The 13,115-nt window shown below is 39.4% G+C and carries 14 protein-coding genes; 4 read left to right on the top strand and 10 right to left on the bottom strand.

The annotated features are described in order from the left end of the window. Positions 1–4: 4 nt before the first annotated feature. Entirely contained in the window at positions 5–406 is a 402-nt protein-coding gene (locus TEL01S_RS03825; protein ID WP_012002814.1) for a Fur family transcriptional regulator, read from the bottom strand. 83 nt (positions 407–489) lie between these two features. Between TEL01S_RS03825 and TEL01S_RS03820 the strand changes: the two genes are divergently transcribed. From TEL01S_RS03820 to glyA, 4 genes are read left to right on the top strand one after another with little or no spacing between them, the layout of a single operon-like run. After that, on the top strand, positions 490–1,119 hold the full coding sequence (locus TEL01S_RS03820) for an N-glycosylase/DNA lyase (protein ID WP_012002813.1): 630 nt from the start codon (positions 490–492) through the stop codon (positions 1,117–1,119). A 12-nt stretch (positions 1,120–1,131) separates the two neighbouring features. Then, complete coding sequence (gltX, locus tag TEL01S_RS03815) at positions 1,132–2,544, top strand: glutamate--tRNA ligase (protein WP_012002812.1); 1,413 nt, start codon at positions 1,132–1,134, stop codon at positions 2,542–2,544. A gap of 4 nt (positions 2,545–2,548) precedes the next feature. Next, positions 2,549–3,940 (top strand): cysteine--tRNA ligase, encoded by a 1,392-nt coding sequence (cysS, locus tag TEL01S_RS03810; RefSeq protein WP_012002811.1) that lies wholly within the window; start codon positions 2,549–2,551, stop codon positions 3,938–3,940. Positions 3,941–3,942: 2 nt separating this feature from the next. Next, positions 3,943–5,217, top strand: a complete 1,275-nt coding sequence (glyA, locus tag TEL01S_RS03805) for a serine hydroxymethyltransferase (RefSeq protein ID WP_012002810.1) — start codon at positions 3,943–3,945, stop codon at positions 5,215–5,217. Between the two features lies 1 nt (position 5,218). Here the strand turns inward: glyA and glpX are convergent, their stop codons facing one another. Genes glpX through speE form a run of 9 tightly spaced genes read right to left on the bottom strand, consistent with a single transcriptional unit; the run spans position 5,219 to position 13,112 of the window. Continuing rightward, entirely contained in the window at positions 5,219–6,235 is a 1,017-nt protein-coding gene (gene glpX / locus TEL01S_RS03800; RefSeq protein WP_012002809.1) for a class II fructose-bisphosphatase, read from the bottom strand. Next, positions 6,207–7,508, bottom strand: a complete 1,302-nt coding sequence (hisS, locus tag TEL01S_RS03795) for a histidine--tRNA ligase (protein ID WP_012002808.1) — start codon at positions 7,506–7,508, stop codon at positions 6,207–6,209. The genes glpX and hisS overlap by 29 nt, the downstream gene beginning before the upstream one ends. Positions 7,509–7,524: 16 nt before the next feature. After that, entirely contained in the window at positions 7,525–9,180 is a 1,656-nt protein-coding gene (locus TEL01S_RS03790; protein WP_407635792.1) for a radical SAM protein, read from the bottom strand. Between the two features lie 11 nt (positions 9,181–9,191). Then, complete coding sequence (locus tag TEL01S_RS03785) at positions 9,192–10,007, bottom strand: hypothetical protein (protein WP_012002806.1); 816 nt, start codon at positions 10,005–10,007, stop codon at positions 9,192–9,194. A 27-nt stretch (positions 10,008–10,034) separates the two neighbouring features. Further along, positions 10,035–10,385, bottom strand: coding sequence for a hypothetical protein (locus tag TEL01S_RS03780; RefSeq protein WP_012002805.1), 351 nt, complete (start codon positions 10,383–10,385; stop codon positions 10,035–10,037). Then, positions 10,382–10,936 carry an RNA polymerase sigma factor gene (locus TEL01S_RS03775; RefSeq protein ID WP_012002804.1) on the bottom strand — a complete coding sequence of 185 codons (555 nt, stop codon included), beginning with the start codon at positions 10,934–10,936 and terminating at the stop codon, positions 10,382–10,384. The genes TEL01S_RS03780 and TEL01S_RS03775 overlap by 4 nt, the downstream gene beginning before the upstream one ends. Positions 10,937–10,960: 24 nt before the next feature. After that, complete coding sequence (locus tag TEL01S_RS03770) at positions 10,961–11,398, bottom strand: DUF501 domain-containing protein (protein WP_081430100.1); 438 nt, start codon at positions 11,396–11,398, stop codon at positions 10,961–10,963. A gap of 47 nt (positions 11,399–11,445) precedes the next feature. Continuing rightward, positions 11,446–12,252 (bottom strand): 50S ribosomal protein L11 methyltransferase, encoded by an 807-nt coding sequence (locus tag TEL01S_RS03765; protein WP_012002802.1) that lies wholly within the window; start codon positions 12,250–12,252, stop codon positions 11,446–11,448. After that, entirely contained in the window at positions 12,252–13,112 is an 861-nt protein-coding gene (gene speE, locus TEL01S_RS03760; RefSeq protein WP_038051305.1) for a polyamine aminopropyltransferase, read from the bottom strand. The genes TEL01S_RS03765 and speE overlap by 1 nt, the downstream gene beginning before the upstream one ends. Positions 13,113–13,115: the final 3 nt, after the last annotated feature.

Raw genomic sequence — 13,115 nt, 5'->3', positions numbered from 1 at the left:
GTCCTTATTGAGGATAATTTTCGCACTGCCTGCAAACTCCATAAACTATCAATTCTGTTCTTTCTGCCTTTCCAGGCAGATCTGCTTTTATTTCGTATGGGATATCGTATATTCTTCCACACACCTTGCATACAAAATGCCCGTGGTTGCTTGTGTCTATATCGTATATAGTCAGGCTGTCATCTATAGCGATTCTTTTTACTGAACCAATTTGCTCCAGAGTGTGCAAGGTATTATAGACTGTTGTGAAGGAAACACTTCCCACTCTCGAGAGCACATGCTCATATATCTGTTGGGCTGTTGGATGAATTCTGTTGCTGTCCAGAAATTTCAGTATTTCCACCCGCTGAGGAGTTATTTTCAAACCATAAGTTTTAAGAAGCTCTACTATCTGATCCAAAGACATTTCAACATGCCTCCAGTTGTTTGTTTATATTATACCATTATTTTGTTTCACACAAGAAATTGATATAATCAGCTTGGGAGGAGATCACAGTATCTTTATCTGATGAATTACTCAAAATAAGAGAAGAAGCAAAAGATCTTGTAGAAGAAAGGTTCAGACAATTCAAAAATCTCGGTCTTAATGGGACCGAAGAAGAACTTTTCAGTGAGCTCAGTTTTTGCGTTTTGACCGCGAACTGGACCGCTCAGGGCGGAATTAAAGCCCAGAAGTTAATTGGAAAAGCTGGTTTTATTCATTTGGATGAAGACGAACTTTCAAAAAAACTCTCAGAACTCGGCCACAGGTTTCCAAAGGCGAGGGCTTCATACATAATCAAGAACCGCAAAATCATTGGTCAATTGAAACAACTGACAACTATCGATCCATTCGAAGCACGTGAATGGTTGGTCAACAATGCAATCGGAATTGGCTATAAGGAAGCCAGTCATTTTCTAAGAAACACTGGCGTTGAAAAACTGGCAATTTTGGACAGGCATGTCTTATCACTTATGCATAGATACAATATAATAGAAGAAATTCCAAAGACACTCACCAAAAAACGATATCTGATCTTTGAAAGACTCCTGAGTTTTGAGGCAGAAAAATTCGGTGAAAGCCCGGGAAAATTCGATCTTTATCTCTGGTTTTTCGTGAAAAAAAAGGTTGAAAAGTAGGAGGTGTAGGAATTGGTTAGAGTAAGATTTGCACCAAGCCCAACCGGCTATCTCCATGTTGGAGGAGCAAGAACAGCCCTTTTTAATTATCTTTTTGCAAAACATCATGGCGGAAAGTTCATTCTGAGAATAGAAGATACAGACATAGCACGTTCAGAAGGAATTTTCGAAGAAAATCTTATGAAGACACTTCAATGGTTAGGACTAAATTGGGATGAAGGACCAGATATAGGAGGATCTTTCGGCCCATACAGGCAAAGTGAGCGATTGAATATATACGAAGAATATGCAAAAAAACTAATTGCCCTTGACAAAGCCTATGAAGTATTTGCCTATCCCGAAGAAATAGAAGAGATAAGAGAAAAACTGCTTTCGAAAGGGCTGACCCCCCATTATGACCGCACAATCTTCGAACCATTCGCTACAAAAGAACGCAAAAGAGAATATGAAGAGAAAGGATTAAAACCAGCTATATATTTTTCAATGCCAAGAAAGGCCTTTATTCACAATGATCTGGTAAAAGGCACCGTGCAATTTTCTGAAGGTTCTGTGGGAGACTTTGCTATACTGAGAAGCAATGGGATACCAACTTACAATTTTGCCTGCGTTGTTGACGATATGCTCATGCAAATAACGCATGTCATACGTGGGGACGATCACTTGCCAAATACTGTGAAACAACTCGCGCTATATGAAGCCTTTTCTGCCAGACCCCCTGAAATTGGACATGTTTCGACAATTCTCGGGCCGGATGGAAAGAAATTGAGTAAGAGGCATGGTGCAACCTCAATCGAAGAACTCAGAGAAAGAGGATACCTGCCTCAAGCCGTTGTTAATTATCTTGCCCTGCTTGGATGGTCTTCACCAGATGCAAAAGAAATAATGTCCATGCAGGAAATGATTGAAAGATTCTCCATAGATAGACTTAGCAAAAATCCGGCCATTTTTGACCCAGCAAAACTCAGCTGGATGAACGGCCAATACATAAGATCTACAAACGAAGAGGAACTGGAGCAACTTTTAAAACCTTTGCTGGAAAAATGGAATTTCATACCCAGGAATCAGGATTGGTTACGCAGAGTAATAATTGCTGTTAAGGATAGACTCCACACTCTGGAAGATTTTCAACATGTTGCAGATTTCTTCTTTGTGAAGCCAGAGATAAAAACGGAAACGGAATATCAAATAAAGTGTGCCATGCTCGAATGTGCCGACAAACTTGAAAGCCTTGACCGTTCTGATAAAAATTCTATTGTGGAAGTATTCAGGTCAACAATAAAAAAACAAAAGGTGAGTGCGAAAGAATTTTACAGCACGTTGAGATATGTTCTGACTGGTAAACACGAAGGACCAGAGCTTGTGGATATTGTTTTTCTCTTAGGTCCTAATGAAGTGGCAGCAAGAATCAAATCAATTTTGGGGTGAGAATATGCGCTTTTACAATACTCTAAGTAAACACATTGAGGAATTCAAAGAAAATGAACCAGGTATTGTAAGGATGTATGTTTGCGGGCCAACAGTATATGGACTTATCCATATAGGCAATGCAAGGCCGATGGTGGTTTTTGATGCGCTCAGGAGATATTTAGAATACAGAGGTTACAGAGTTATAATGGTTCAAAACTTCACCGACATTGATGACAAAATAATAAATAAGTCAATCGAGTTTTCTGTAGACTTCAAAGACATTTCAGAAACATTCATAGCTGAGTACTGGCGAGATTCGATGGCCCTGGGCGTTAGAGCGCCGAACTTTTCTCCAAAGACATCGGATTTTGTCCCAGAGATAATCAACGCCATCCAAAATTTAATAGCAAAGAATCATGCGTATGTTGTTGACGGAGATGTCTATTTCAGTGTAAGGAGCTTTCCTCGTTACGGAGAATTATCTCATCGATCAATTGACGAATTGAAAGCCGGGGCGAGAATTGACCTGAATGAGAAAAAACGTGACCCACTCGACTTTGCTTTGTGGAAATCAGCAAAGCCAGGCGAACCGTACTGGAAAAGTCCCTGGGGTAACGGCAGACCCGGATGGCATATTGAGTGTTCCGTCATGTCGACGAAATTACTTGGTACAACCCTTGATATTCACGCAGGAGGAGAAGATCTTATATTTCCACACCATGAAAATGAGAAAGCCCAAAGCGAAGCCCTGACTGGTAAAACCTTTGTCAAATACTGGTTGCATAACGGAATGATCAAATACACCGGCGATAAAATGAGCAAATCTACTGGAAACATTTTTTTGCTGAGGGAAGCTTTGAAAAAATATGGTGCAGACGCACTGAAAATTTTCTTTCTTTCCAAGCACTACAGAAGTCCTATAGAATTTTCTGAAAAGGCCCTATCGAGTGCGGCCAAGGCAGCTACACGAATAAATGAAACATTTTTAAGATTTGAATCTGAATTTTCATTTGCAATCCCAAAACAAGATTCCTGGATTAATGAAAAAAGATCGATTTTCATTGATTCGCTCGATGATGACTTTAACACACCAAGAGCCCTGGCACTTATTTTCGAGCTGGTAAACAGCCTCAACAGAGCAATGGATGACGGGAATGAAAGAGATGCTTTGAAAATATATCATCTTTTGAGAAGGGAGTTTTGTCCCGTACTCGGCTTGTTCGATCTTCCCGAAAGGGCCGATAACAGATCAATTGAAGAATTAGTCAAAATTCTAATTGATGTGAGGGCAGAGTTGAGGGCAAAAAAGCAGTATGAACTTTCAGATATGATACGCTCAAAGCTCAGGAAAGTTGGAATCGAATTGAAAGATATGCCGCAGGGAACAACTTATACTTTTATCAAGGAGGTGTAACTATGTGGGATCATTTAAAAGTAACCGATTCAGAAGTTCACGATTTACTCATAGGAGAACTGAAAAGGCAGGAATATGGATTAGAATTAATTGCTTCAGAAAATTTCGCATCAGTTGCTGTTATGGAAGCTATGGGAAGCATCCTGACAAACAAATATGCTGAAGGGTATCCTGCAAAACGCTATTATGGTGGATGTGAATGGGTAGATAAAATAGAAGACCTTGCAAGAGAAAGGGCCAAGCAGCTTTTCAAAGTCAAATATGCCAATGTTCAGCCACACTCTGGTTCCCAGGCGAACATGGCTGCCTACCTTTCAATTGCAGAGCCCGGAGATGTTCTAATGGGTATGAGCCTTTCTCATGGTGGTCATTTAACTCATGGAGCAAGCGTTAATTTCTCAGGCAAACTGTTCAAAGTAATACAGTATGGGGTAAATCCAGAAACCGAGATGATAAATTATGATGAAGTCAGAAGTATGGCCCTTCAATATAAGCCAAAGATAATCGTAGCAGGAGGAAGTGCTTATTCGAGAATTATAGATTTTAAGAAATTTCGCGAAATAGCTGACGAAGCTGGTGCTTACCTTGTGGTTGATATGGCACATTTTGCTGGTTTAGTTGCTGCAGGATTATATCCCAACCCCGCTGAATATGCTCACATAGTTACTTCCACTACCCACAAAACTTTAAGAGGGCCTCGGGGTGGATTGATATTAACAAATGATGCAGAAATCTACAAAGCCGTTAACAAGACCGTTTTTCCCGGGACACAGGGTGGGCCATTGATGCATGTTATTGCCGCTAAAGCTGTGTGTTTTAAAGAAGCTATGAGCTCTGGTTTTGTGGAGTACCAAAAACAGGTAATTGCCAATGCAAAAACGCTGGCAAATGAACTTTCCAGCATGGGTTTACGGATAGTCTCAGGCGGTACCGATACTCATCTCATGCTGGTGGATCTGACTCCATTAAACGTGACGGGTAAAGCAGCAGAAAAAGCTCTTGAAAAATGTGGCGTAACAGTAAACAAAAACACTATTCCAAATGAAACGCGATCTCCTTTTGTAGCCAGCGGTATCAGAATCGGCACTCCGGCTGTTACAACGCGTGGTATGAGAGAAAAAGAAATGAAAAAAATAGCAGAGCTTATATTTGAGGTCCTGAAAAATGTGCTTGACGAAGAGGGAAATATACCCCCTCATATTCAAGCGAATGTGCAAATGGCCGTTAAAAAATTGTGCGAGGAGTTTCCGCTTTATGTAGATAAAATCATTATTTAGTTCATGTCAAGCGCATTTGGGAATAATTCAGAAGGCGTACCTCGCCTTCTGATTTTAGTGGGATAGTTTTGTGCTCGAGATCATGATAGGCAACAATATGCCTTATTGTTCTTGATCGGGATCTCATAACAATTGAATCTGTTATGGCTTTTCTTCTGTGAAATTTGACGCCAGAGAGAAATTCACCATTAGTTATACCTGTTGCTGCAAATATTGTATTTTCACCTACAAGCTCATCTGTAAAATACACTTTTTCTAAATCAAAACCTGTCTGTTGCAATTTCTCCTTTTCTTCATCATTTACAGGATGAGGTTTTATCTGTATTTCTCCACCGAGAGTTTTCAGAGCGGCTGCTGCTAAGATACCTTCCGGCGTTCCTCCAATACCAACATAGATATCTACAGATGATTCTGGCATAGCTGTTGCAATCGCAGCTGCTATATCTCCATCACTTATCAATTTGATTCTTGCCCCAAATTTTCTTATATCATCTATTAACCGTCTGTGTCTTTCTCTGTTCAGCACAACTACGGTTAACTCATTCACACTTATCCCAAGCGCCGCAGCAGCTACTTTCAGGTTTTCTCTGAGCGGCGAATTCAAATCAAGTTTTCCAGCAAGTTCCGGTCCTACAGCCAATTTCATCGAATAATACGTTGGAATAAAAGGTATATGCCCTTTTTCACAAGCTGCGACAACACTTATGGCATTTGGCAAACCGTATGCGACAAGCTTTGTCCCATCAACAGGATCGACAGCTATGTCGAGTTCAGGCGAATCTTTCGACCAATTTCCAACTTTTTCCCCAATATAAAGCATGGGGGCTTTATCTTTCTCCCCTTCCCCTATCACAACAGTTCCTTTGACATCTATATAATCGAACATACCACGCATTGCATCTACAGCCGCTTTATCAACAGCTATGACATCTCCACGCCCAAGCTGCAAACTCGAAACTATTGCTGCTGCTTCGGTAACCCTAACCAATTCAAGTGTTATTTCCCTCTCGAAATCCACGGCCTTTCCTCCCTTCAACTTTCAACAGATCCAAAACATAATCGACAACATAATCAAACTCAACTTCAGACTGAGTCTCAGTGAGCAAATTTTTCACCTGAACGGTCGACTGGGCCAACTCATTCTCTCCTATTATTATTGCTAAAATAGCCCCAAGTTTGTCTGCATGCTTTAATTGCGCCTTTAAAGATCTTGAATTAACATCACTTATCACTGGTATCTTACACAACCTGAGACCTTGCGCGATCTGAAAAGCCTTTACCCGTGCTTGCTTACCAATAGAAGCTATATAAACATCACAGTATGGAGGCTTTGGAATCTCGATCTCCTCAGCTTTTACAGCTAAAATTAATCTTTCTATGCCAGATGCAAATCCAAGGGAGGGTATATCATGGCCACCAAGCTCTTTACACAATCCATCATATCTTCCGCCAGCCAGTATGGTACTCTGAGCCCCAAGTGATTCGTGTTTTATTTCAAAAACTGTACGTGTGTAATAATCCAGTCCTCTCACTAAACTGCTATCTTCATGGAAATAAACACGAAGATCTGTGAGCATTTGTTTGATGCTCTCGTAATGATCTCTACAATGATCACACAGGTAATCTGAAATTTTTGGGGCCTGTTTTGCTACATTAATGTCTACTTTGCAGTCAAGAAGCCTCATTATATTTGTCTCAAACCGCCTTTTGCAATCATCGCATATGTGGTCATAGTGATGTTCGTAGTAACTTCTGAGAGCTTCTTTATAAGCTCTTCTGCACTCCTGGCATCCTATGGAATTTATGTATATTTTGTATTTTTTCAGTTCGAGTGAATCCAGAAACATTTTAGCAAGCTGAATAGTTTCCACATCTGCTGCAGGATCAGCTGATCCTATCAATTCAATGCCAAACTGATGGAACTGCCTCAGCCTACCAGCCTGGGGTCTCTCATATCGAAACATCGGACCAAGATAGTAAAACCGCTGAGGTAATCCAAGGTTAATCATGGAATTTTCGAGAAATGCCCTTATTGTTGGAGCAGTACCTTCAGGCCTGAGAGTTATACTTCTTCCACCTTTATCAGTAAAGGTATACATTTCTTTCTGGACTATATCTGTTTCCTGGCCAACACTTCTGGCAAAAAGCTCCGTTTGCTCAAACACTGGAGTACGTATTTCTTTATAACCGAAAAGCAGAGCAACTTGAATTGCTCTTTGCTCAACAAAATACCAGTAAGGTATATCCTGTCCAAAGATATCCACTGTTCCTTTAACACGCTCGTATCTCACTCAAACCCTCCCAGATTCATAATACCACAGCATTCACCTGTTGAAGTACTTGCAGGCAATTTTCATCATTGAGAACTTCTTTCAACTGCTCAAAGGAAGAAAACGGTCTGTTAAGTATTATTTTGCTTGCACGTTTTTGACCTATTGTGGGAATCAATACCAGTTCTTCATAAGAAGCCTTATTAATATTTAAAGGGTACTTCACCGCTGTGAGCGAACGGGGCCCATGGTCTACAACCACTACATCTGAACAATCAAAAATTTTTCCTCCTACACCTATCAAAACAGGATAGCTCCCGAGTTGCCTTGCAAAAGTAATGGAACCTTCAGTGTACTCAGGGTATACAGACCTTATTACCGAACCTAAAGGAAATACTTTTTTTATCATTGGCAAATCTATTTCCTGCCTGATTTTTTCTTTGTATATCTTGAAAAGATTTCGATTAAATTTTAGTTTCCCCACCTTTGAATATCTCCAGAGAGCTGTTTTTGGTTCAATTATGACCTGACGTATATTTATTCTCCTTAGTAACAGACCTTTCTCCAAGATCGTTTTCAACCATTTTAGGTTTTCTTCAAAAGTTTGGTCCGTTTCACCCATAAGTCCATGAAGCAAATTTATACCCGGCAAAAGCTTTGGAATACCATCTGCCCTGAATTTTCCGATCTCATTCACAATCTCTATAGCACGAACAATATTTTCAGGATCGTTCATGATATTGTTCATTTTAAGTACCTTTACATCAAAACTTTCTACCCCGAAAGACAACACATCTCCCGATGTATTCCACTTAGCAATTGTTTCAAGAATTTCTGTGCATTCTCTTTCAAAATGTGTTATGAATGCAGGGTTTGCATTATCGTGGTGAAGAACTTTTATTTCAGGACAACTCTTCCAAATACCTTCATACAATTCTTTAAACGCTTCTTTGCAAGGCTTACCATCTTTTTCAAAATAGTAAGCCAGGATATTAGCAGTCCTGCCAAATCTGAAAGCAACACACCCATTTTTGTAAAGTTCTGTGATTTCTTCTAAAACATGCTGAACGGGCCTTGAAGTAAATCCAGGATAAAAAATAGGTTCTATGCAGAAGCTGCAATGAGTTCTTCTTTCGCATCCACGCGACAATTCGACTTCGCAAATGATATGAGGATATCTCGGATGCTGTTTGATAATAGAGGCTCCCCAGACGGCTGCGGTCTGAATAATCCTCCAGTCATTTCGAGGTATATTGGTTTCAAAAAGATAATTGTAAAGATCGATTGCCAGATCAGGGCCAAGTAAATAATCTGCATGAATAGGGGACTGGTATGCCCTTGATCCTCCCCTTTTCGCATAAAACAGCGAAAATGGCCCTGCAATCAATCGAATGCCTCTGCAATTTGAAAATATTCTTTGCATTTCTTTGAAATTGACAGGATTCCCACCAACATATTTTCCAGGTACTGCTACGCCGCCTACTAATAAAACAAGATCAAATGAAGACGAAAAATTCCACAAATTTTTAGCGCGGATTTGATCTATAGTCAGGTAAGTGACATCATAACCTTTTATCGTCAAAATACCGGCGGCATAGCGAACATAATGGCTTATGTAAGGTGGTACTCCAAAAGCAGCTGGCTCATCGACATAACCATCTATCAGGAGTGCCTTCTTAGACAAAGAAATCACCTTTGATTAGATTACTCAGAAGAAATAATTTGCTGTATTTGATCAAATACTTCTTCATCCTGGGTTATAACGTATATGTAATACCCATCGCCTTTGCATTGAATCATTTTTTCGTTTTGTTCGATGTTTATGTTTACTTCTCGAGAAGAATAAACCATTTTGAAAATAGAGCCAGATTTATGATTTGCCATTATTAGAACAACCTGCTCACTACCTATTTTCAACCTTGAAACAGTGTACCAGGAAACTGTCTTCAAGATTTCCTTAATCTCATTGGGCAAAGTTATTGAATTATCTGTAAGTTTTATATTGTACTTTCTGGCAATCTCATCGAAACTTTGATCAAGCGGCTGGATGTCTTCGTAAACCAATTCTGTCGTTATACCCTGAAAAATACGCGTTATCTTTTCAGGATAACCTTTGTCATTTATCGTAGCTGTGAAAAGACCGGAAGGAGAATCTATAGATATTCTGTATTTATTTTCTAATTTCTCCACTTTTGAAATTCCAATCTGCTTTAACTGCTTGATGAACAGATCTTCAAGATCCAGAATTTCCAAAGGAGACATGCGAAAATTATTAGCATGCCCCATGATAAAAGATCCAGAATGTTTCGCCCATATTAAAACCAGAGGGGACAGCACCTGAACGATTTTATCCTCGGGCCATCTGTAGACAATCTCAATTCGGCTTTTGTTACTTGCACCGTATTCTGTAACAATTCTCCGACCAAAATAAGAGCTGTTTAAAAAAAGTTCTACAAAAGACTGTCCAAGTGCAAAGGCGACGACAATTATAGCATAGGCAAATATCAAAACTTTTCTCATTCGTTATTCACCGCTCCTGAGAGATACTCAAAATCCATCTCCCACCAATTTTACCAAACTCAAGTAATCGAAAACTTCACTTACTGTAACCTGTTCTGACGGCAAAGATGGCTTTTTTTCAAATATCACATTTGTCATTACAAAGAGAAGTACCACCGCTGCAGAAATTGCTATGGCAAGCTGAGAAAAAATCCTTCTTTTCCTGTGCAATTTTGAAAAAACCCTGTCCTCGAGATTTTTACCCGGTTTGTACTCAAACCTGACTTTCATCAAATGGATAGTTTTAACATAAATTCCAAGACTCTGGCGGGTTTCCTCGTCAAGTTCTTCTTCATTTAATTCTCCATCAAGAAATTTTTGAAAAATCTCTTCATTCATTCATTCGCCCCCTCAAGCAACTTCCTCAACCTCTTACGAGCATAGTGCAAGCTGCTTTTAACACTTCCTACAGGTTTATCAATTACTTGACTAATTTCCTCATAACTCAAACCGTCTATATCTCTAAGTTTGATAAGCAATCTATCCTCAGGCGAAAGCTTCTCTATTAACTCCATAATTCTCTCATACTCGATTTCTCCTGCGGTCTCAAGGAAAGTATTTGATTCAGAAACAGGATGTGGTAGTGAACCTTCTTCGTCTTCTGCAAAATCGGTGAGTATTTCATTCCTTCTCTTGTAACGTGCAAGGTAATCTTTGCAAACATTTACTGAAATCTTGTAAATCCATGTTGATAACTTCGAATCTCCTTTGAATCTTTTTATTCCTTTAAAAATCCTCAGAATCACCTCTTGCACGACATCGTCAACATCATCTGCTCCAAGGTAAGTTCTTGCAACACTGCCAATCCTTCCTGCATATTCGTTGTAAAGTATTCTGTATGCCCAATTCTCTCCGCGCTTGAGTCCTCTGAGGAATTCTTCATCTCGCATCCTGCTCCTCCTAATTTGACACGATCAACTTTCAAAAAGTTCATGTGCGCAATATTGAAGATTGCAAGTGTAATTCTTTATCATCTTTAAAACACGTTCACCCACAGGATTCTTGACACCAGCAAGGTAATCAGCAACATGTAAATGCAGGCATTTTACTTTCGTCAGATCTCTTATACCTCCTGTACCAACCTCACTCAGCTTCGTCTTCACAAATTCATCTTTTGTAAAATTCATACGCCTTTTCTTGATCTCACTATGAGACTGTATATACCGCTCACGGAATATCAAATCTGTCATTATTAACTTTTCAAATTCCCTAATCCATCCCTTTTCTTCCAAACGAGAAATTTCCCTAACCAAAAAAGGACATGTAAGCCAGTAAAGAGTTGGAAAAGGTTTCCCCTCCACAACTGGAAATGTCTCGATGACAACAGGGAAACCATAAGTACACCTTTTCATAACTCTTCTCACATTACGAGGAAAACGCCCAATTTGCTTTTCAATAACTAACAAATCTTCACGGCAAATACCTTCCAACCGGCTTTCTCACCATCCATAAGAATCACAAATTCTTTGTTTTGAATCTCTCCAACTATCCTCTGTTCATCTTTTACAGGTATACCAGAAATTATCAAAACCGTTTCGCCTTTCTTGGAAACTTTATGAATTTGATTTAATAATTCAATTATGACCGGGGTTACTATGTTTGCAACTACTATATCATACTCCCCGTTCACCCCGTTGAGCAAATCGGAAACAATAACATCAACTTCAACATTATTTTCACGAACAAAACCCCGCGCTACTTCCACAGCAACAGGATCGTTATCCAGAGCTGTCACTTTTCTCGCTCCAAGTCTTTTTGCAATTATCGACAGGACTGCAGTACCACAGCCAACATCAAGTACAGAGCATGAATTTTTCAAATAACGTTCCAGAAATTCGGCACAAAGCATTGTAGTTGGATGATCCCCCGTTCCAAAAGCTGCAGATGGTCTCATCTTAATCACTATACCATCATCTACCTGGAATTTTCCTGTTGGATCTATCCACACTTTATTTAGAATTCTAAAGGGTTTCATAGCCAGATATCTAAACCAGTCTTTACTGTAAGTAATATTCTTTTTGAATATCTTCGCCTGTAAGCGAGTCACAACTTTATCGACAAACTCTTCGTTATCTGTGTAAAGGATTATTCTCTTTTCATCAGCTTCATTTTCAACAGCATAATTGAAAAAATCCTCGGAAATCAGCATTTCTTCTGCTAAATCAGTATCTTTTACCTCGAGATACCATTCAAATATTTTTTCCATCACATCTTTCCCTTAAGTTCATTTTTTATAAAATTTGGCAACACAAAGCAAGCTTTATGAAGTTCTTCATTATAATATTTCAATTTCTGGGACATATTTTTCGCATCATCGTACCTGAAATTTTCAACCGGATCAATGTTCTTTGATGCGAAAATATACAGCCAGTATCCAGATGGATATGTAGGTACAAATCCCTGATAAGCTTTGACTATCGGAAAAACGGAAGATATTCTCCTGTGAGTTATCTTTGTCCATCCGAAATCATATAAAGCATTCTCGGCCTGCACAGTTAAAATTCCATCTTCTCTCAATGCATCAAAACACGATTTGTAAAATTCTTGCGTGAAAAGATGGCCGCCTTCGCCCGCAGTGGGATCAGTCGAGTCAATAATTATAACATCAAACTCATTTTTAAAACGTTTTACATAATCCGCGCCATTCTCATAAGCGAACTCTGCCCTTTTGTCATCGAATGATTCGCTTGTTTTCAAATATTGCCTTGCTGCTTCAACAACCTGTTCATCTATTTCACATAAAACGGCTCTCTTAACTCCTGGATGTCTCAAAACTTCTCTTAATGTTCCACCATCGCCACCACCAACAATAAGAACAGAAACTGGATTTGGGTGAGAAAACATTGGAACATGAGCAAGCATTTCATGATACATAAACTCATCTGCATCCGTAGTCATTGTAATACCATCGAGTGCGAATACTCTACCAAGTGTTGGGTTGTCAAAAATGTCTATTCTCTGATACCGGGTTTGCTGAGAGTGCACCATATTGGATATCCTCATGAAAAGCCCTACATCGCCACCGGGAAAATAATCAAAAAACCACAGATGTTTTCCTGGTATCATTTT

Origin of the sequence: Pseudothermotoga elfii DSM 9442 = NBRC 107921, from assembly GCF_000504085.1 — a bacterium.
Lineage (GTDB): Bacteria > Thermotogota > Thermotogae > Thermotogales > DSM-5069 > Pseudothermotoga_B > Pseudothermotoga_B elfii.
The sequence above is the reverse complement of the archived record's forward strand: the minus strand, read 5'-3'. Positions and strand labels throughout refer to the sequence as shown.